The organism is Amycolatopsis sp. NPDC004625 (genome assembly GCF_040609695.1).
In the GTDB taxonomy this organism is placed as follows: domain Bacteria; phylum Actinomycetota; class Actinomycetes; order Mycobacteriales; family Pseudonocardiaceae; genus Amycolatopsis.
Window position 1 is genome coordinate 1 of the sequence record NZ_JBEXKX010000008.1, and the last position, 19,701, is coordinate 19,701.

General features: G+C 72.6%; 15 protein-coding genes and 1 pseudogene. 8 read left to right on the forward strand and 8 right to left on the reverse strand.

Annotated features, from left to right (window positions below):
• Positions 1 to 105 precede the first annotated feature (105 nt).
• Positions 106 to 573: pseudogene (locus ABZW17_RS11090) on the reverse strand (Lrp/AsnC family transcriptional regulator); the annotation flags it as partial.
• 109 nt (positions 574 to 682) lie between these two features.
• On the opposite strand from ABZW17_RS11090, the gene hppD reads away from it, so the two are divergent.
• From hppD to ABZW17_RS11120, 6 genes are all read left to right on the forward strand, one after another.
• On the forward strand, positions 683 to 1,882 hold the full coding sequence (hppD, locus tag ABZW17_RS11095) for a 4-hydroxyphenylpyruvate dioxygenase (protein ID WP_354812057.1): 1,200 nt from the start codon (positions 683 to 685) through the stop codon (positions 1,880 to 1,882).
• 122 nt (positions 1,883 to 2,004) lie between these two features.
• Positions 2,005 to 2,553 (forward strand): YbaB/EbfC family nucleoid-associated protein, encoded by a 549-nt coding sequence (locus ABZW17_RS11100; protein WP_354812059.1) that lies wholly within the window; start codon positions 2,005 to 2,007, stop codon positions 2,551 to 2,553.
• 11 nt (positions 2,554 to 2,564) lie between these two features.
• Positions 2,565 to 2,873 (forward strand): type VII secretion target, encoded by a 309-nt coding sequence (locus tag ABZW17_RS11105; RefSeq protein ID WP_354812061.1) that lies wholly within the window; start codon positions 2,565 to 2,567, stop codon positions 2,871 to 2,873.
• Positions 2,873 to 7,468 (forward strand): hypothetical protein, encoded by a 4,596-nt coding sequence (locus tag ABZW17_RS11110; RefSeq protein WP_354812063.1) that lies wholly within the window; start codon positions 2,873 to 2,875, stop codon positions 7,466 to 7,468. Before ABZW17_RS11105 ends, ABZW17_RS11110 begins: the two co-directional genes overlap by 1 nt.
• 36 nt (positions 7,469 to 7,504) lie before the next feature.
• Entirely contained in the window at positions 7,505 to 9,073 is a 1,569-nt protein-coding gene (locus ABZW17_RS11115; RefSeq protein ID WP_354812065.1) for a TNT domain-containing protein, read from the forward strand.
• Between the two features lie 2 nt (positions 9,074 to 9,075).
• Positions 9,076 to 9,897 (forward strand): ferredoxin, encoded by an 822-nt coding sequence (locus tag ABZW17_RS11120; RefSeq protein ID WP_354812067.1) that lies wholly within the window; start codon positions 9,076 to 9,078, stop codon positions 9,895 to 9,897.
• Here the strand turns inward: ABZW17_RS11120 and ilvA are convergent.
• Positions 9,894 to 11,096, reverse strand: a complete 1,203-nt coding sequence (gene ilvA, locus ABZW17_RS11125) for a threonine ammonia-lyase (protein ID WP_354812069.1) — start codon at positions 11,094 to 11,096, stop codon at positions 9,894 to 9,896. The genes ABZW17_RS11120 and ilvA overlap by 4 nt on opposite strands.
• A 95-nt stretch (positions 11,097 to 11,191) precedes the next feature.
• On the opposite strand from ilvA, the gene ABZW17_RS11130 reads away from it, so the two are divergent.
• Complete coding sequence (locus tag ABZW17_RS11130) at positions 11,192 to 11,464, forward strand: hypothetical protein (RefSeq protein WP_354812071.1); 273 nt, start codon at positions 11,192 to 11,194, stop codon at positions 11,462 to 11,464.
• Positions 11,465 to 11,568: 104 nt separating this feature from the next.
• Here ABZW17_RS11130 and ABZW17_RS11135 read toward each other — a convergent pair whose 3' ends face one another.
• The 6 genes from ABZW17_RS11135 to ABZW17_RS11160 form a co-directional block, all read right to left on the reverse strand.
• Positions 11,569 to 12,726 (reverse strand): cystathionine gamma-synthase, encoded by a 1,158-nt coding sequence (locus ABZW17_RS11135; protein ID WP_354812073.1) that lies wholly within the window; start codon positions 12,724 to 12,726, stop codon positions 11,569 to 11,571.
• A gap of 50 nt (positions 12,727 to 12,776) precedes the next feature.
• Positions 12,777 to 13,211 (reverse strand): hypothetical protein, encoded by a 435-nt coding sequence (locus tag ABZW17_RS11140; RefSeq protein WP_354812075.1) that lies wholly within the window; start codon positions 13,209 to 13,211, stop codon positions 12,777 to 12,779.
• On the reverse strand, positions 13,212 to 13,664 hold the full coding sequence (locus ABZW17_RS11145; protein ID WP_354812077.1) for a hypothetical protein: 453 nt from the start codon (positions 13,662 to 13,664) through the stop codon (positions 13,212 to 13,214).
• A 345-nt stretch (positions 13,665 to 14,009) separates the two neighbouring features.
• Entirely contained in the window at positions 14,010 to 15,560 is a 1,551-nt protein-coding gene (locus tag ABZW17_RS11150; RefSeq protein ID WP_354812079.1) for a hypothetical protein, read from the reverse strand.
• A 128-nt stretch (positions 15,561 to 15,688) separates the two neighbouring features.
• A complete protein-coding gene (locus tag ABZW17_RS11155) occupies positions 15,689 to 17,059 on the reverse strand; it encodes a cystathionine beta-synthase (protein WP_354812081.1) in 1,371 nt (456 codons plus the stop codon).
• A 332-nt stretch (positions 17,060 to 17,391) separates the two neighbouring features.
• A complete protein-coding gene (locus ABZW17_RS11160) occupies positions 17,392 to 18,339 on the reverse strand; it encodes a pentapeptide repeat-containing protein (protein WP_354812083.1) in 948 nt (315 codons plus the stop codon).
• Between the two features lie 113 nt (positions 18,340 to 18,452).
• Between ABZW17_RS11160 and ABZW17_RS11165 the strand changes: the two genes are divergently transcribed.
• The gene (locus ABZW17_RS11165) at positions 18,453 to 19,673 is read left to right on the forward strand and encodes an acetyl-CoA C-acetyltransferase (protein ID WP_354812085.1); all 1,221 of its coding nucleotides are present in this window, start codon (positions 18,453 to 18,455) and stop codon (positions 19,671 to 19,673) included.
• Positions 19,674 to 19,701 lie beyond the last annotated feature (28 nt).

Sequence of the window (19,701 nt, forward strand, 5' to 3'; positions counted from 1 at the left end):
GTTCGCCCGCCCCCGCGCGCAAGTCGCGGTCGAGCCGCGCCCCGACGGGGAGCGCGTCTTGTTGGTTTTGGCCCGCCGCACGCACCCCCACCCCACCCCCCCCCCCCGGGCCGTGCGTTCGAGGAGGGGGCGGACGCGCGGTGGCACCGGCGTCGACAACGCGATCGACGTCGACGTGCGCAGGACGTCCGGCACCCCGACCACCTCGTCGATCACCCGCTGCAGGTCGTCGTTGCCGCGCGCGACCATGCGGACGAACAGGTCACCCTGGCCGGTTGTCGCGTGGACCTCGCAGACCTCGTCGATCGCCGCCAGCGCCTTCGCGACCTCCGTGCGGCGGCCCTGGGCGATCTCCAGCACCGCGAACGCCGTCAGGCCGTAGCCCATCGCCGCCAGGTCCAGCTCCGGCGGGAAGCCGCCGAGGATGCCGCGCTCGGTCAGGCGGTCCAGGCGGGCCTGGACCGTTCCGCGCGCCACCCCGAGCCGGCGGGCGCACTCGAGCACGCCGAGGCGCGGCGAGTCCGTGAGCAGCAACAGCAGTCGCGCATCCAGCGCATCGAGGTTCTCGGACATGCACAGATTGTCCACGATGACCGCCGATGACGGCCAGTAGCTGGTCAGATTGTCCAGTAAAATCAGAGACCATTGCTCATCTTGCCTCGCTGGGTTGATCCTTCGAGGTATGACCCAGACTGCCGAACCCCAGGGTGCACTCGACGACGTCAGCTACGACCAGCTGCGTCAGCTCGTCGGGCTCGTGGACCACGACGCCTCGACCGACCCGTTCCCGGTCAAGGCCATGGACGCGGTGGTGTTCATCGCCGGCAACGCCACCCAGACCGCCTGGTACTACCAGATCGCGTTCGGGATGCAGCTCGTCGCGTACTCCGGTCCCGAGACCGGCGTCTTCGAGCGCAAGTCCTACGTGCTGAAGTCCGGCTCGGCCCGGTTCGTCATCACCGGCGGCGTGCAGCCGGGCTCGCCGCTGCTGGACCACCACCGCAAGCACGGCGACGGCGTCATCGACCTGGCGCTGGAGACCACCGACGTCGACAAGTGCGTCGAGCACGCCCGCGCGCAGGGCGCGACCATCCTCGAAGAGCCGCACGACGTCTCCGACGAGCACGGCACGGTCCGCGTGGCCGCGATCGCGACCTACGGCGAGACCCGCCACTCCCTGGTCGACCGGTCGCGCTACACCGGCGTCTACCTGCCCGGCTACGAGCCGCGCGAGAGCACGATCAAGCGGCCGGAAGGCGCGCCGAAGCGGCTGTTCCAGGCCGTCGACCACTGCGTCGGCAACGTCGAGCTCGGCAAGATGGACTACTGGGTCGACTGGTACCACCGCGTCATGGGATTCGTGAACATGGCGGAGTTCGTCGGCGACGACATCGCGACCGAGTACTCGGCGCTGATGAGCAAGGTCGTCTCGAACGGCAACCACCGGGTCAAGTTCCCGCTGAACGAGCCCGCGGTGGCGAAGAAGAAGTCGCAGATCGACGAGTACCTCGAGTTCTACGGCGGCGCGGGCTGCCAGCACATCGCGCTGGCCACCAACGACATCATCGCCACCGTCACCGCGATGCGCGCCGCCGGCGTCGAGTTCCTCGACACCCCGGACTCCTACTACGACGACCCGGAGCTGCGCGCCCGGATCGGCAACGTCCGCGTGTCGATCGAGACGCTCAAGGAGCACAGCATCCTGGTCGACCGCGACGAGGACGGCTACCTGCTGCAGATCTTCACCAAGCCGATCGGCGACCGGCCGACCGTGTTCTACGAGCTGATCGAGCGGCACGGCTCGCTCGGTTTCGGCAAGGGGAACTTCAAGGCCCTGTTCGAGGCCATCGAGCGTGAGCAGGAGCGCCGCGGCAACCTCTGACACATCTCGGCGAAGGCCACCATCGGGAACCGCCAGGTCCCCTATGGTGGCCTTTGGCGTTTCCGGGGAACCGACGAGCCCCGGGATCCGTCAGTGCAGGGAAGCAGAGAGAAGGGGCCGTGATGCCGGACAGCATCGACGCCAGCGACGCGATGATCGACAACTGGACCAAGCGGCTCGAGGACAACGCCGCCCGGTACCAGGCGCTGGCCGATCGCATGCAGGGCCAGACGGTCACCGAGCGGTCGAAGGACGGCACCGTCCAGGTGACGATCGACTCGCGCGGGCTGCTGAAGAACCTCGTCATCGCCGAAACCGCGGCCGGGAAGCGGATGGCCGAGGTGTCGGCGCAGGTCATGCAGCTGGTGCAGCGGGCGCAGGCGCGGATCCCCGAGCTGCTGCAGCAGGCCATGACCGAGACGACCGGCACCGGCGACCAGGCCGCGGCGGAGATCGTCCGGGAGGCGCAGAGCACGTTCCCGGCGCCGCCGCCCGAGCCCGAGCCGGCGTTCCCGGAACCCGACCGCGTCCGCCGGTTCCTGCCGGAGGACACCGACGAGCCGCCACGCACCCCGCCGCCGTCCGCGCCGCCCGCCCCGCCGCAGCAGCCGCGGCGCCGGCGTCCGGTCGACGACGATGACGACGACTTCGGCGGTCCGATTCTTTCCTGAGGGGGAAACCGATGACGGATGTGGAACTCAGCACCGACCTGACGGCGCACGCGAAGCAGCTCGACGCCATCGGTGACGGGCTGCAGCAGGCCGTCGACGCGGCGAACCAGGTGAGCATGCCGACCGACGCGTACGGCATCCTCTGCCAGCCGTTCCGGATGCTGCTCGACCCGGTGGAGCAGTACGGGATCGACGCGCTGAAGGACGCCGTGCAGGCGATGACGGCCGTCTCCGGCAAGGTGCGCGAGGCCGCGGCGGCCTACCGGACGTACGAAGGCGGCGTCGCCGACGACCTGAACAAGTCCGTGGACGGTGCCTGATGCCGGAGGGCAACCCGCTCGTCGTCGACGCCAAGAAGGACCCGGACGGGCCGGGCGCGTTCACGGCGGGCAACGGCGACTACGGCTGGGCGGGCGGCATCGGCATCGCCGAGTCGTCGATGGACGCGTTCAACGGCATCAAGGACGGCGACTGGGTCTCCGGCGGTCTCGGGATGCTGTCCCTGGCCGGGGAGATCGCCGGCGCGGCGATCGACCCGTTCGGGTACCTGATGTCGTCGGTGGCGTCGTTCCTGATGGAGCACGTGCAGCCGTTGAAGGACATGCTGGACTCGGTGGCGGGCAATCCGCCGGTGATCCAGTCCTATGCGGACACCTGGGGCAACGTTTCGAAGGCGCTCGGCGAGCGCAAGACGGACTTCGACAACGCGGTCAAGAACGGCACGACGGGCTGGACCGGCGCGGGCGCGGACGCCTACCGCAAGTTCGCGGCCGAGCACTCGGACGCCCTGTCGGGCGCGGCGACGGTGGCCGGGGCGATCAGCACGGTCACGATGATCATGGGCCAGGTCGTCTCGTTCGTGCGGGAGACCGTGCGGCAGCTGATCGCGGACCTGGTCGGCAAGCTGGTCGCGTGGGTGATGGAGGAGGTGTTCAGCCTCGGCTTCGGCACGCCGGTGGTGGTGGCCCAGGCGACGGCGGCGATCGCCAAGTGGGGCAAGAAGATCGGGGAGCTGCTCAAGAAGCTGACCGACACGATCCGGAAAGTGTCGCCGCTGCTGTCGAAGCTGGTGGACCTGTTCGAGAAGATCGCGAAGGTCTTCGGCAAGGTGCTGGGCAAGGTCAGCGGGCTGGACGGGCTGAAGGTCAAGGAGGGCGGGTTCGTCCGGAAGATCCCGAAGGAGGGCGGCGGGGTCCACGCCCGCGCCCACGGCGGGGAAGGCGGTTCCGCGGACGGGGATTCCGGCTCGGCTTCGCACGCGGACGATGCTCCGTCGCACGGGGACGAGGGGTCGGCGGACGGCAGTTCCTCCGGGGCTCGCTCGGGTGATGGCGGTGAGGCTGCCTCTTCGCCGGGGCGTTCCGGGGACAGCTCGGCTCCGGGGGACAGCGGTCCCGCGCCGAACCAGGCCGGAGGCAGCTCACCGTCGCATGTCGGCGACGGTGACCCCGCGCGGGCCGGAGGCAGCGCACCGTCGCATGTCGGCGACGGTGACCCGGCGCGGGCCGGGGGCAGTGCACCGTCGCATTCGGGCGACACCAGCCCTGCGCCGACCCGGTCGCCGTCGCAGGTTGGCGACAGCGGCCCCGCGGCGACCCGGGGTGGGGATGCGCCGCCGTCGCACATTGGCGACACCGGTCCCGCGCCCGCCCGAGGTGGGGATGCGCCGCCGTCGCACGTTGGCGACACCGGCCCCGCGCCCACCCGCGGCGGGGATGCCCCGCCGTCGCACGTCAGCGACACCGGCCCCGCGCCCACCCGCGGCGGGGATGCCCCGCCGTCGCACGTCAGCGACAGCGGCCCCGCGCCCACCCGCGGCGGGGATGCCCCGCCGTCGCACGTCGGCGACGCCAGTTCTGCTCCCGCGCACTCCGGGGCACCCGGGCATGCCGATGGCGGCGGTCCCGCGCCCGGTCGTGCCGAGGGGGGTGCTCCCGCGCACTCCGGTTCGTCGGCCGGTGGGACGGGGGCGCACTCCGGTGGCGATACCCCGAGCAGTGCCGCGCCGCCGCGGGTCGATGGTTCCACCTCGGCCAGTGGGACCGCTCCCACCGCTCCGCGGACCGGTGAGCCCGGTACTTCCGTGCCGTCGCCGCGTGGGGGCGGGGATGGTGTTCCGCCGCAGGGGGGCCAGCCGGCGATGGGTGGTGGCATGCCGCCTGCCGGTGGTGGTGCTCCCACGGGGGGTGCCGGTGGTGGTTCGCCGCGTTCCGGTGGCGGGGGTGGTGGCTGGACCGGCACCTCGGGCAGCCCCGGGGCCTCGACCCCGCACGTCGACCCGTCCGCCCGGCCCCGCACCGGCGGCGACCTCCCCGCCGGCCGCCCGCGCACACCCGACACGCCCGCCCCCGCAGCCCGCGGCGGCTTCGGCCCCGGCACTCGCGGCCCCGATGCCCGCCCCGGCGGCCCCACCCCGAGCACGCACGGCCCCGACACCCGGCCCGGCAACACCGGCCCCGGCAGCACCCACGGTCCGGACACCCGGCCCGGCAGCCCCACACCAAGCACCCACGGCCCCGGCAGCCGCCCCGGTAACTCCGGCCCCGGCAGCACGCACGGCCCCGACACCCGGCCCAGCGGCGGCCCCGCACCCACCCACCCCGGCACCCACGGCCCCGACTCCCCCGGCACCCACCCGGGCACCCCCGACCACGCCCCCGACGGCGGCACCCCGCACGACCACACACCCCCCGACCCCGACGCCCCGACCCCCCACGACCCCCTCCCCCCGGACGAGGTCAACGCCCGGCACGCCGAAAGCACCCCCTCGGGCAGCTCCTACCACGCCGGCGACCCCGACATGGGCGATCTGCCGCACCGCGTCCAGCCCGATCCCGACGGCCGCTACACCGTCGACGTGCACGTCACGCCCGATGGCCACGCCCGGATCGGCGATCGCCTCTACACGCCCGAAGAGTTCGCCGAAGTGCTGCGCCGCAACGGGGACTACGACGGCCGGCCCGTTCGTCTCATCGGGTGCGATGCGAGCTCGAACGACTTCGCGCACCGGCTGTCGCGCGAACTCGACACCGAAGTCCTCGCGCCCAGCAAGCCCGCGTGGACCGACTCGCACGGGCGGGTCTTCTCGTCCGACTACGAGATCGGGCCCGACGGGAAGATGCGGCCGCGGATCCCGCCGGACGGCGAGTGGAGCGTCCACCACCCCGACGGTTCCACGCACGCCGCCGGGGACAGCGGGTTCGCGCCCGACACGCGGCACCACGATCCGCACGACGTCGACGCCGGCAGTGCCCGGCACCGCGGTGACGACGACACGCGTCAGCGCCACAACCCCGCACCCGACGCGGACCCCGACGCCCCGCCGCGGCACGTGCCGGAGGACCGGAACCCGCTGTCGCGGCAGCAGGAACACGACCTCACCGATCCGCAGCGGCAGGCCGAGGTCCGGCGGAACCCGCAGCACGGCACGGACTTCACCCCGACCGGCGGCGAGCACGTGCCGGTCGGGCCGGGCAGCACGCACCCGGACGCGCCGCGGCCGCCGCACGCCGGGGAACGCTTCCCGGCCGACCAGCCGCTGCAGCCGAACCGGTCGTACCAGGTGGTCGACGCCGACGGGAACCCGCGCGGCACCTACCACACCGACGGCACCGGCCGGGTCACGCACATCGACGCGGCGCACCCGAACGTGCCGCCGCGGATCCCCACCGGGCTGGCGGACCCGGCGTTCAAGCCGAACCCGGACTACCACCCGAACCCCGACGTCGTGCACCCGCACCCGGACACCACCTACCGGGTGGAGATCGACGGGCACCACCAGACCTTCCACACCGACGCGGACGGCGTGCCGCACCCCTCGGTGCAGTACCACCGGCCGGACTTCGACGGCCCGGCCGTCCCGATCAAGGCCGACGACCCGCGCGCGCCCGGGCCGAAGAGCTCGTTCGCCGAGGGCGGCCCCTACGACCCGCACACCAAGTACGAGGTCGTCGACAAGAAGGGCGTCCACCGCGGCACCTTCTACACCGACGCCGAGGGCCACGTGCGGTGGGCGGAGGTCGACTCGGGCCGGATCGCGCGGACCAACCCGGACTGGAAGGGCATCGACAACCCGGCGTTCGTCCCGCGTGACGCCGAAGTCCACCTGCGCCAGGGGATCGATCCGAAGGCGGAGGTGCCGGAAGGCGTCCGGGACCCGGACCGGTTCCGCGGCGCGACGCAGCACGACGTGGACCTGCCCAAGGGTAAGTCCTTCCTCGACGCGCAGCCGAAGAACCCCGACGGCAGCCCGAAGCTCGAGCCGAACTCCAAGTACGTCGTGCACAGCGAATACCGGGACGGCGACAAGACGATCGACCAGGCGAGGTCGGTGTACTGGACCGACGAGCACGGGCGGGTCGCGGTGGTCGAGACCTTCCGGCCGCACCACCCGGACCTCAACAACCCGGCGCCGAACATGGTCTACCACGTGGACGAGGGGCGGTTCACCTACCAGACCGGCCCCGAGGTCACCGGCGGCCCGGCGCAGACCGTGCACGGTCACTCGGCCAACCCGGAACTCGCGCCCGAGCACGAGTTCCTGCGGCGGGACGGCACGGCGCAGGGCCAGTCGGGCCGGCTGGGCGCGGGCATGGGCCTCTACGACGGCGGGCACATCGCCGGCAACCAGTTCCGCGGCCCCGGCGAGCTGGTCAACATGATGTCCCAGTGGCGGCCGCAGAACCAGGGCTGGCCGAACCAGGCCGGCCGCGACCACTGGTACGCGTTCGAATCCGACCTCGCCGAGCACCTCCGCAAGGGCGGCGGGATCGACGGGATCGACGTGTTCCCGCTGCGGCACGACGGCGATCTGGTGCCGCACACCATCCAAGTACGGTGGGTCGAAGTGGACGCCGCCGGCCACCGGAGCGTCCACCTGCGCAGCTTCACCAACACCCCGGCCGGGACGCCCTGATGCGCCCCGCCGCGGCCTCGGAAAGGACCGGCACTCATGCCTCGTGACGCCTCGCAGTGGCGGGAGCAGTCGCACGAAGTGGGCAACGCCCTCGTCGACGTCGCGCCGCCGGGATGGCGGCGGATCGACCTGGTGAGCCGGGTCAACGTCGACGTCCAGGACTTCGTGCTGACCGTGCTGCTGGCCGACGGCAGCCAGGTGCCGGTCGCGGTGCCGGAGCGGGTGGTGCCCGCCGTGCGCCGCATGCGCGACGCGTTCTACGTGCCGGGCGAGGGCACCTGGTTCTCGATGCGGTACCTGATCGACCCGCCCGGGCGCATCCAGACGCTGTTCAACCTGGACTGGGACCCGCACTGGGCACCGTCGATCGACCCGGCGGGCTGGGCGCGCGACCTCGGCGCCTACCCGCGCGACCCGGAGCGCATCCAGCCGTGGCTGCGCGCGCGGCTGGCCGAAGCCGGCCGTCCGGTGCCCGAGGACGTGCCGGTCGCGCGGCCGCGGCCGCCGCTGGCCCCGCCGGACCAGAACTGGTACTGGGACCAGATCGCGAACATCGTCGCGCTGTCCGTGCCGCCGGACTGGACGCAGGTGATGCTGACCTACCGGGCGATCGGCGGGTACACCGAGCTGCCGGTGATGGTCCGCCGGGCCACCGACGGCGGGCTGTACCTGTGGGAGCCGCCGCGGGAGGTCGCCGAGCTGCTGGCCGAGCTGCGGGCCGCGATGTACCACGACGGCCGGGGCACCTGGTTCCAGGTCGTCGCGCACGTCGCGCTCAATTCGAGCGTCGAGTACACGTACACGTGGGACGACGAGCCGGCCTGGGACGGCACCCGGCCGGTGGCCGAGTTCGCCCGTGAGCTCGCGCAGTTCCCGCGCACCGGCGAAGCGCTGCCGGACTGGCTGGCCGAGGCCACCGGCGCCGCGGCGACGCCGGTCGCGACGGCGGATCCGGAAACGGCCACGAAGGAAGCCCTGCGCGCGGCCGAGGACGCCGCGGCCGAGCTGGAGATCCCCGCGGCCGCCTACCGGATCGGCGAGGCCGCCGACGGCGCCTGGTGCCTGGTGCACGAGGGCGACGGCTGGGCGGTCTTCCTGGCCCAGGGCGGCGAGCGCCTCGACGTGGCGACGTTCCCGACGGCGGCGGCGGCCGCCCGCTACTTCACCGGGCACCTCTACCTGAACCGCACGGCGCTGCGCGGCGAACTGCCGCCGGACGCCAGGCGCCCCACCGCGGACTGGCCGATCCAGCCCGCCGGCGGTGACGCGGGGCTGCAGATGTACGGCGGGAAACGCCTGGTCACCCTGCCGCCGGGCACCGAGGTGGACCGCTACGGCGACCCGGCAGGCAACACCGCGTACGCCGCGCGGACCGAATGGCCTCACCGTTCGGAGCCCGACGAGGTCCGCGAGTGGACCTACCACGTGTACCGCCTGCGGCGGCCCGTGCGCGCGGTCACCGGCACCGTCATCGCCTGGTACGACCAGCCCGGCGGCGGGACGGCGTACGTGCTGGAGCGGCCGTTCGCCGACCTGCTGGCCGACGGCGCCGCCGAGGAGCTCCCGGAGGCGACCACGCGGCCGCCGTCGCCGGAGCGGGGCTGACCATGACCACACCGCCGGTGCCACTGAGCCCGGACCAGCAGCAGCAGCTCGTCAACCGGATCGGGCACGGGCTGGCGTCGATGGCGCCACCCGGCACCTGGCGGCAGATCCGGACCGAGTACCGGGCGGTCGGCCGGCACATCGAGGCCGACGTCGTCGTCACGGGACAGGACGGCGTGCGCCGCGCGGTCCCGCCGCCCGCGGAGCTGCTCCAGCTCCTGGGCGCGCTGCGCGCGGGCATGTACCGGCCGGGGATCGGGACCTGGCCGGCCGCGGTGGTGACTGTGGACGCCGTCCAGGGCGTCGGCGCGGACTTCGTGTTCGACCGCGAACCGCAGTGGCGGCGCACACCGCCGCCGATCGGCTTCCAGGACGAGCTGCGCGCGTTCCCACGCGCCGACCAGCACGTCCCGGAGTGGCTGCGGCGGCGCGCCGCGGGCCCGGCGCCGTCCGAGGGGATCCGGACGCCCCGCATCCACGACGGCGTCGACGCGGCGGGCCGCCCGCTCGTCCGGCGGCCGCCCGTGCCACCGGCCGAGGTGGCGCAGGTGCTCGCCTACCTGGACGCGGCCCCGGTGATCCTGGCGTCCCGCAGCAACGGGCCCGACGCGTTCGACCCCTCGCGCGCGGACGCGGTGCCGCTGAACTTCCGCACGGACGGCGTCTGGGCGTGGCCCGGCGCGGTCGCGTACTACCTGCGGGAGCACGGCGTACCACCGGACCCGGAGCTGGTCGCCCACCTCCGCGCCCGGCGCTTCACCGCACCGGCCGAGGTCGGCGAAGCGGCCAAGGACCTGGCCCTGGCCGCCATCACCAGCAGCTAAACGACCGTGTAGCCCGCGTTCGTCAGCGCGACCTCGACCTCCTTGCAGTGCTCGGGGCCGCGGGTCTCCAGCGCGAGCACGATGTCGGCCTCGCCGAGGTCGAGACTGCCGGAGATGCGGGAATGCTCGACGTCGAGCACGTTCGCGCCCAGCTCGCTGACGCACTTCAGCACGCCGACCAGGGACCCCGGGCGGTCCGGGACGCGCAGGTGCAGGCGCAGGTAACGGCCGCCCGCCGTCATGCCGTGCTGGATGATCTGGAGCAGGAGCACCGGGTCGACGTTGCCGCCGGAAAGGACGGCCACGACCGGGGGCTCGAACGCGCCCGGGTGCTGCAGGAGCGCGGCGACCGTCGCCGCGCCGGCCGGCTCGACCACCAGCTTCCGGCGTTCCAGGCAGAGCAGCACGGCCCGGGAAAGGGACTGCTCGGTCACCGTCACGACGTCGTCGACCAGGGATTCGACGTGGGCGAAGCTGACCAGGCCGGGCTCGCCGACCGCGATGCCGTCGGCCATGGTCGAGGTCTGGCTCAGCCGCACCGGCGCGCCCGCGGCCAGCGACGGCGGGTACGCGGCCGCTTCCTCGGCCTGGACGCCGACGACGCGGACGTCCGGGCGCAGCGCCTTCACCGCCGACGCGACCCCGCCGACCAGCCCGCCGCCGCCGGTGGCGACCAGGATGGTCTTCACCCCGGGCACCTGCTCGAGGATTTCGAGGCCGACCGTGCCCTGGCCGGCGATGACGTCGGGGTGGTCGAAGGGGTGGATGAACACGGCACCGGTCTGCTCGCCGAACTCGATCGCCGCGCGGAGGGTCTCTTCGAGGAGGGCGCCGTGGAGGTGGACGTCGGCGCCGTAACCGCGGGTGGCGGCGAGCTTCGGCAGCGGCGCCCGCAGGGGCATGAAGACGGTGGACTTGGCGCCGAGCAGCGAAGAGGCCAGCGCGACGCCCTGCGCGTGGTTGCCGGCGCTGGCCGCGACGACGCCCCGCTCGCGTTCGGCCTCGGTCAGGCCGTGGATGCGGGTGTAGGCGCCGCGGATCTTGAACGACCCCGTCCGCTGCAGGTTTTCGCACTTCAGGTGCACCGGACCGCCGTGGAGCCGGCGCAGGTCGCGCGCGTGCTCCATCGGCGTCACCCGGGTCACTCCTTTGAGGAGTTCCCGGGCGGCCTGGATCCGCTCGAGGGTGACGAGTTCCATGGGCCGGACTATGCCACTCAGGAACTCCACAGGTTGACGGCACCGTGAGCCGGGTACCCTGGGTCGCGTCAACACGCGGTAAACAAGGAGCAACCATGGCGACGGGGAACGACGCGGAACCGGCCCGACGGGCTCGCGCCACCCGCTCCGCCGGCCTGCTCCCGCTGGTGATCGGCGTGGCTTCGGCGGCCGCGCTCACCGGAGCGGCGTACTTCACGGTGGACAGCGCCTCGTGCGGCGCGCCGGCCCAGTACATCCGCCACGACAGCCACGTCGAGCTGGTCGGCGGCTGCGTCGACGGTTCGAACCTCCCGGCCACCCGCGGCCCGGCGACCGGCGGTGTCGTGCACGGGAACTACAACCCCTGACCTTGGGGTCACCTCGGGGACACGAGGCCGCGTCCCTGGGGAACAGGGTCGAGGGCCGCCGCGTGGTCATCCGGCTCCACGGCAGCGGCCTCGACGCCGGTTGATCAGCCCAGGGCCTGCAGGAGGTCCGCGACCAGGTCGCGGCCGTCTTCGATGCCGACCGACAGGCGCAGGAGGTCGGCCGGGACCTGCAGGGTCGAGCCCGCCGTGCTCGCGTGGGTCATCTTGCCCGGGTGCTCGATCAGGGACTCGATGCCGCCGAGGGACTCCGCGAGGATGAACAGCTTCGTGCGCGACGCCACCTCCAGGGCCGCCTGCTCGCCGTCCGCGTGGCTGAACGAGACCATTCCGCCGAAGCGGCGCATCTGCTTCGCCGCCGTCTCGTGGCCCGGGTGCTCCGGCAGGCCCGGGTAGTAGACCTTCGCCACCTTCGGGTGCTTGACCAGGGCTTGGACGATCTTCTCGGCGTTGTCGCTGTGGCGCTCCATGCGCAGGGCCAGCGTCTTGATGCCGCGCAGGGTCAGCCACGCGTCGAACGGGCCCGGCACCGCGCCCGCGGCGTTGCGCAGGTAGAAGAACTGCTCGCGCAGCTCGTCCTCGTTCGTGATGATCGCGCCGCCGACGACGTCGGAGTGGCCGCCGAGGTACTTGGTCGTCGAGTGCAGGACGATGTCCGCGCCCAGCGACAGCGGGTTCTGCAGGTACGGCGTCGCGAAGGTGTTGTCGACCACCAGGCGGGCGCCGGCGTCGTGCGCGACCCCGGCCAGCGCCGCGAGGTCGGCGATGCCGAGCATCGGGTTGGTCGGCGACTCGCACCAGACCAGCTTCGTCTCGGGGCGGATGGCCGCGCGCACCTCGTCGAGGTTCGCCAGGTCGGCGACGGTGTGCTCGACGCCCCAGAGGCTGAGCACCTTGTCGATCAGGCGGAACGTGCCGCCGTACGCGTCGTTGCCGAGCACGAGGTGGTCACCGGGGCGGAGGGTACTGCGCAGCACCACGTCGGACGCGGCCATGCCGGAGGCGAAGGCCAGCGCGTGCCGGCCGCCTTCCAGCGAGGCCAGCGCCTCTTCGAGCGCCGACCGGGTCGGGTTCGCGGTGCGCGAGTACTCGTAGTCGCCCTCGCGGGTCCCGCCCACGCCGTCCTGCGCGTAGGTCGAGGTCTGGTAGATCGGCACGATGACCGCGCCGGTGCGGGGGTCGGGCTTCTGACCGGCGTGGATCGCGCGCGTCTCGAAGCCCAGTACGGAGTAGTCGTCCACCATGGGCACAGCGTACGGCGAGGCTCTGACATTCCCGTCAGGTGGGACGGATCTCAGTTACGGGTCCACCGGCGGGTGGCCGGCAGGGCCGCGAGCACCAGCAGCGCCACGAACGGCGCCGCCATCACGATCGCGCGCGGCGCGAGGACGTCGATCCCCGTCGGGCCGCCCACGACGAAGATGATGATGCGCTGGGAGCGGAGCACCATGTCGACGACCGGGGCGATCAGGGCCAGGACCGCCGCACCCAGGCACACCACCCGGCCCGCCTCCACGCGCGCGAGCAGCGAAACCCCGCCGAGCAGGAGCAGCAGGCCGATCACCGCGTCGGCGATCTGACCCGGGACCATGGCGTCCACCTGGCTGTACCCGAGGACCAGGGTCGCCCAGAAGATGCCCAGCAGGAACCACAGCCCGCCGAACACCGCGAGCACGCCGGCGGCGACCGCCGTCCCCGCGGGGGACTTCACCGGGGCCGTGACCGCCATTCACCAGCTCCGCGACGAGGACGAATACGCGCCGGACAGGGCGGGCACGGTGGACGTGCGGTAGCGCAGGTAGCGGAACGTCGGCGGCAGGAACGCCAGGACCAGCACGAGCACGGCCAGCGCGGCCAGGCCGACCCGGTCGGCCATGGCCAGCCCGCCGTGGGTGAACATCGCGTCGGCGAACCTGGCCGGCGGCACGCCCACCGACAGCGGCTCGGTGAGCAGGGCCCCGATGGCCAGCAGCGCACCCAGTCCGAGCAGCACCGCCCCCGCCGTCGCGCGGAACAGCGTCGCCAGCGAACCGAGCAGCAGCACCAAGCCCGCGACGACGTAGCCGGCGAGGTCCACCAGCACCCACGACGGCAGCGCGCCGAGGCTGAATTCCGCCGGCATGTCGAGGAAGATCTTCACCGGCACGTACCCCGCGGCGACCGCGGCCGGAAATCCGAGCACACCGGCGAGGACCGCCGTTACGCCGGATGGCCGAGTCGGTGAATACGAATGCGAATGCGATACCGGGTGGCCGTACGAACCGGTCACAACTCCCCCATCAGCCGAGCGCGGGACGACGGCGCCCACCCTAACCGGAATGGGGAGAAAGGAGCCGGAAAAATAAGGTAATTCGGCCGGACGGCGGAACCCAAGATCATTTTTGTGCGGTAGCGGCAGAAATGCTGTCACGCGATCACGCGGGAACCACTACCCCCGCTTTTGTCCTCTTCGGACAATTGCGTGCCGGGCCGTTGACGCAACGTGCCCCGGAGCCGACCGGCTCCGGGGCACGAGTGCTGCGTCAGGTCACCACTGCTGCTGCGGCGGCTGGCCGGGCTGGCCGAACCCGCCGCTCGGCGGGCCCTGCTGGCCCGGCGGCGGGCCCCAGCCCTGCGGCGGCTGGCCGGGCTGCTGCGGGTAGCCGTGCGGCGGCTGACCCGGCTGGCCGAACCCGCCCGGCTGCTGCGGCGGCTGGCCCGGCTGCGGGAAGCCCCCGCTCGACGGCTGCGGGAACCCGCCGCTGGCCGGGTTGGGGCCGCCCGGCTGGCCGTAGGCCGGCGGCTGGCCGTAGCCCTGCGGCGGCTGACCGGGCTGGCCGTAGCCGCCCGGCTGCTGCCCGAACCCGCCCGGCTGACCCGGCTGCCCTGGCTGACCGACCTGCCCCGGCTGGCCGAAGCCGCCCGGCTGCTGCGGGCCGCCGAAGCCCTGCGGTCCCCCGAAGCCCTGCGGCCCGCCCGGCGCGGCACCGCCGCCACCGCCGAGGCCGGCGTACTGCGCGGTGGCCGGGATGAGCGCGAGGACGCCCACGACGAGGATCAGGATGCCGAAGATCAGCGGCGGGAGGCCGAGGCCGAAGGTGTCCTTCTCCGACGCCGACGCCTGCGCGAGCGTCTCGGCGTTGGGCGTGATGCCGATCTTGAGCAGCAGCGCGAAGAGCGTGAGCACCGCACCACCCGCGACGACCGCGATCGGGACGAACTTCCGGATCCCGCCCAGCCGGCCCGCCAGCGCCAGGCCGACGCCGCCGGCCAGGGAGATCAGCGAGCCCAGCAGGATCATGATCACGTAGAACCAGACCGTGCCCGGGCCGACGATGCCGGCCGCGTCGAGCACCCGGTCGATCGCCGCCTGGTCCGGCGCGCGGTCGAAGATCGCCGAGTAGTCGCTCGCGTCGCCCATGTAGACGAAGGAGTAGATCAGCGCGATGAGGGCGAACAGCGCGACCAGGCCCCCGGCGATGTAGCCGTAGAGCTGGCGGCTGCCCCCAGCGGCCGGCCCGCCGAACTGCGGCGGCTGACCGCCGAAGCCGGTCTGGCCACCGAACCCGGGTGCGCCGAAGCCCTGCGGCGGCTGGCCCGGCTGGCCGAAGCCCGGCTGCTGACCGAAGCCGCCCGGCTGTCCAGGCTGGCCCGGCTGGCCCGGCTGGCCGAACCCGCCCGGCTGCTGGCCGTAACCACCCGGCTGGCCGAACGCCGCGGCCGGGTTGTCGGCCGCGCTCGGCGGCGGGGTGTAGGGGATCGCCGGCGGCTGGGAGCCCGGGGGCACCAGCTGCGTCGAGTCCGCGACCGGGGCGTCACCGCCGCCGGCCGGGTTCACCATCTGGGTCGCGTTCGCGTCGAACGGCGGCATCGCCTGGGTCGCGCCCGCCCCGCCCTCCCCCGGCTGGGCCGGCTGGACGACCTGGGTCGGCTCCGGCGTCTCCCCGAACGGCGAGCCGCCCTCCGGCTGGGCGGGCTGCACGACCTGGGTCGGCTCCGGGCTGCCGAACGGGTCATGCTGAGGCTGGGGGCCACTCGGCGGGCCCTGAGGTGGCTGGCCGCCACCCCACGGCTGGTTCGGTGGCTGCGGTGCACTCATGTGGGTCTTGAACCCCCTTGACGAGGACGCGAAAATTCTGTACTCGCGCTCACGCTATCGGATCACCCGGCCGGGCGCTCGTAACGCCCCGGCCGGGTGAGCCGATCAAGTACTTTCACAGCTCCTGCTCAGCGACCGGCGAGGAACCCCAGCAGGTCGTGCCGGGTGACGACCCCGGCGGGCTTGCCGTCGACCAGCACGAGCGCGCCGTCCGCGCCTTCGAGGGCCGTCATCGCGGCGCTCACCTGCTCGCCGCCGCCGATCGTCGGCAGCGGCGGGGACATGTGCTGCTCGAGCCGGTCGGCCAGCTGCGCCTTGCCGGTGAACAGGGCGTCGAGCAGGTCGCGCTCGTTGACGGCGCCGACGACCTCGGCCGCCATCACCGGCGGCTCGGCGCTGACGACCGGCATCTGGCTGACGCCGAATTCGGACAGGATCGCGACGGCTTCGGCGACGGTCTCGTTCGGGTGCGAGTGCACCAGCGCCGGCAGGTGGCCGCTCTTCTTCGTGAGCACGTCGGCGACCGTCGCGCCCGAGGAGTCGGGCGGCAGGAAGCCGTAGGAGGACATCCAGGTGTCGTTGAACACCTTCGTCAGATAGCCGCGGCCGCCGTCGGGCAGCAGCACGACCACGACGTCGTCCTCGGTGAGCCGCTCGGCGAGCTTGAGCGCGGCGGCGACGGCCATCCCGCAGGAGCCGCCGACCAGCAGGCCCTCTTCGAGGGCGAGGCGGCGAGTGATCTGGAAGGAGTCGGCGTCGGAGACCGGGATGATCTCGTCCGCGATGTTCCGGTCGTAGGTGTCCGGCCAGAAGTCCTCGCCGACGCCTTCGACCAGGTACGGGCGGCCGCTGCCGCCGGAGTAGACCGAGCCCTCCGGGTCGGCGCCGACGACCTGCACGCGGCCGTCGCTGACCTCCTTGAGGTACTTGCCGGTGCCGGAGATCGTGCCGCCTGTGCCGACACCCGCGACGAAGTGCGTGATCTTGCCTTCGGTCTGCTTCCACAGCTCGGGGCCGGTGGAGAGGTAGTGGCTTTCGGGGTTCTGCGGGTTGGCGTACTGGTTGGGCTTCCAGGCGCCGTCGATCTCGCGGACCAGGCGGTCGGAGACGTTGTAGTAGGAGTCCGGGTGCTCGGGCGCGACGGCGGTCGGGCACACCACGACGCGGGCGCCGTACGCCTTGAGCACGTTGCGCTTGTCCTCGCTGACCTTGTCCGGGCAGACGAAGACGCACTGGTAGCCCTTGCGCTGCGCGACCATGGCCAGCCCGACACCGGTGTTGCCGGACGTCGGCTCGACGATCGTGCCGCCGGGGCGCAGCGCGCCGGAGGCTTCGGCGGCCTCGATCATGCGCAGCGCGATGCGGTCCTTGACCGAGCCACCCGGGTTCAGGTACTCGACCTTGGCCAGCACGAGCGGCTTGAGCCCCTTGGTCAGTGAGTTCAGCTTGACCAGGGGGGTGTTGCCCACGAGGTCGGCGATGTGCTCTGCATACTCCACAGCCGCCAGCCTAAACGGCCGACCGACGGGCTTGTCCAGTCGTGCGCGATCGGGGGGACTCCGGGTGCGCGTCGGCGACGCCGGGTCAGTGAGCGCGAGGTCGGGCCGTCCGGCCCGGACCTCAGGCGGCCACCAAGCCGCTCGTCCGCACCGGTTCCGGCCCGAGGGCCGCTGCGCACTGAGCCGTCATCCCGTCCCGGAGGTCCCGCCCGGCGCTGATGACCGTGCGGCAGCCGCCTCGGAGGGCCATGGACAGCCAGTAAGCGGCCCGGGTGGGTGTCATCGCCAGTTCACCTCCCGTGTGACGGCGACCTTTCTCAGGTGCGACGATCCTATCGGCCCGCGGGTTGCCCTGGTTCACCCTTTCGTGTCAATTCCACCCGGTCGGCGCGGCCGGCGATCGGCCGTTCTTCCCAGTCCCGCGGCCACGTTCTCGGAAAACCGGGGTTCGCTTCCGCACCGGCGAGCCGGGCCGTCGATTTCGTGCCGAAAACCGCCGGACCTGCGAAAACGGCGCCGTTGAAACTTTCGCCTTCGCCGCCGAAAACGGTTCCGCGGAAATCGACGCGATCGTGGAAGGTCGCCTGGTTGAAGTCGGCCTTCGTGCGGAATTCGGTGCCGCGGAAGGACGCCAGCCCGAAAAACCCCGCGCCGTAGCAGGTGATCGACCGGATCGAACAGTGCGTGAGGGTCAGGCCGACGAGTTTCGCCCCGGAGAAGTCGAGGTCGACGTCCGGCCAGAACCCCCCGCCCGGCTCCTCCGCCGAGCCGGGCCGCAGGTGCAGCAGCAGGATGCGCTGGGCGGTCTTGCGGACCTGCAGCTCCTCGAGGTCCTTCTCGGGGTCGTCGAACGGCATCCGCAGGTAGGCGCAGAGGACGTTGACGATGGTCTGCCGGTGCTCGGCGTACCCGGTGGCGAGCCGTTCGAGGGCGTACAGGCCGGCGAGCCGGACCGGGGCCTTGTCGCTGCCGAGCTGGTCGGCGGCCTTGCCGTAGATCTCGGTGACGCGGCGCTCGGTGGCGTCGTGGTCCTTCTGCACCAGGTCCAGCTCGGCCGAGCGCTGCCGCCGCGCGGCGAGCAGCAGGGCGGCGGCCCCGCCGGTGCCGACGACGATGTTGGCCGCGGTCTTCAGCGCGTCGAGCCGCGCCGAGTCCTCCGGGCGGCCCCCGCCCAGCAGCGTCAGCAGCAGGGTGGCGGCGACCGCGGCGACCACCAGCAGGCCGGCTCCCCACAGCAGGATCGTCCTGGTCCGCAGCACCCGTTCGAGGTCGTTCGGCACGTCACCGGATCATGCCAGGAGTGGCGCAGGTCGCGTTCGGCTTTGACCCGGGCGTCGTACCCGGCAGTATGGTGAGCAACTGCTTAGCTCGCGATACGAGGATGTGTCACGTCATGCCTGAAGCCGTCATCGTCTCCACCGCGCGTTCGCCGATCGGGCGCGCCAACAAGGGCTCGCTGGTCAGCCTGCGGCCCGACGACCTGACCGTGCAGATGGTCCAGGCGGCACTGGCGAAGGTGCCGCAGCTGGACCCGGCCGACATCGACGACCTGATGCTGGGCTGCGGCCTGCCGGGCGGCGAGTCCGGGTTCAACATGGGCCGCGCGGTCGCCGTCGAGCTGGGCTACGACCACCTGCCGGGCTGCACCATCACGCGGTACTGCTCCTCCAGCCTGCAGACCACCCGGATGGCGTTCCACGCGATCAAGGCCGGCGAGGGCGACGTGTTCATCTCGGCCGGCGTCGAGACCGTCTCGCGGTTCGGCAAGGGCAGCTCGGACTCCTGGCCCGACACGCACAACCCGCTGTTCGCCGACGCCGAGTCGCGGACCAAGGCGACCGCGGAATCGGGCACCGACACCTGGACCGACCCGCGCACTTCCGGCGACGTGCCGGACGTCTACATCGCGATGGGCCAGACCGCGGAGAACCTGGCCCGGCTGAAGGGCGTCACGCGCGAGGAGATGGACGAGTTCGGCGTCCGCTCGCAGAACCTGGCCGAGAAGGCCATCGCGGACGGCTTCTGGGCCAAGGACATCACCCCGGTGACGCTGCCGGACGGCACGGTCGTCTCGAAGGACGACGGCCCGCGCGCCGGCGTCACGGTCGAAGGCGTCTCGGGCCTGAAGCCGGTCTTCCGCCCGGACGGCCGGGTCACGGCGGGCAACTGCTGCGCGCTCAACGACGGCGCGGCGGCGCTGGTCGTCATGTCCGACACGAAGGCGCGCGAGCTGGGCCTGACGCCGCTCGCGCGGATCGTGTCCACCGGCGTCACCGGGCTTTCGCCGGAGATCATGGGCTACGGCCCGGTCGAGGCGTCCAAGCAGGCGCTGTCCCGCGCGGGCCTGTCGATCGGCGACATCGACCTGGTCGAGATCAACGAGGCGTTCGCGGCGCAGGTCATCCCGTCCTACCGCGACCTGGGCATCGACCTGGACCGCCTGAACGTCAACGGCGGCGCGATCGCGGTCGGCCACCCGTTCGGCATGACGGGCGCCCGGATCACCTCGACGCTGATCAACTCCCTGCAGCACCACGACAAGCAGTTCGGCCTCGAGACGATGTGCGTCGGCGGCGGGCAGGGCATGGCGCTGATCATCGAGCGCCTTTCCTGACGTTGTGACGAAGAAGGCCCCCTCGCCG

Excerpts from the sequence above, each read along its gene's own strand:
- hppD (WP_354812057.1), top strand. The coding sequence starts at position 683 with ATGACCCAGACTGCCGAACCCCAGGGTGCACTCGACGACGTCAGCTAC.
- ABZW17_RS11100 (WP_354812059.1), top strand. The coding sequence starts at position 2,005 with ATGCCGGACAGCATCGACGCCAGCGACGCGATGATCGACAACTGGACC.
- ABZW17_RS11105 (WP_354812061.1), top strand. The coding sequence starts at position 2,565 with ATGACGGATGTGGAACTCAGCACCGACCTGACGGCGCACGCGAAGCAG.
- ABZW17_RS11110 (WP_354812063.1), top strand. The coding sequence starts at position 2,873 with ATGCCGGAGGGCAACCCGCTCGTCGTCGACGCCAAGAAGGACCCGGAC.
- ABZW17_RS11115 (WP_354812065.1), top strand. The coding sequence starts at position 7,505 with ATGCCTCGTGACGCCTCGCAGTGGCGGGAGCAGTCGCACGAAGTGGGC.
- ABZW17_RS11120 (WP_354812067.1), top strand. The coding sequence starts at position 9,076 with ATGACCACACCGCCGGTGCCACTGAGCCCGGACCAGCAGCAGCAGCTC.
- ilvA (WP_354812069.1), bottom strand. The coding sequence starts at position 11,096 with ATGGAACTCGTCACCCTCGAGCGGATCCAGGCCGCCCGGGAACTCCTC.
- ABZW17_RS11130 (WP_354812071.1), top strand. The coding sequence starts at position 11,192 with ATGGCGACGGGGAACGACGCGGAACCGGCCCGACGGGCTCGCGCCACC.
- ABZW17_RS11135 (WP_354812073.1), bottom strand. The coding sequence starts at position 12,726 with ATGGTGGACGACTACTCCGTACTGGGCTTCGAGACGCGCGCGATCCAC.
- ABZW17_RS11140 (WP_354812075.1), bottom strand. The coding sequence starts at position 13,211 with ATGGCGGTCACGGCCCCGGTGAAGTCCCCCGCGGGGACGGCGGTCGCC.
- ABZW17_RS11150 (WP_354812079.1), bottom strand. The coding sequence starts at position 15,560 with ATGAGTGCACCGCAGCCACCGAACCAGCCGTGGGGTGGCGGCCAGCCA.
- ABZW17_RS11165 (WP_354812085.1), top strand. The coding sequence starts at position 18,453 with ATGCCTGAAGCCGTCATCGTCTCCACCGCGCGTTCGCCGATCGGGCGC.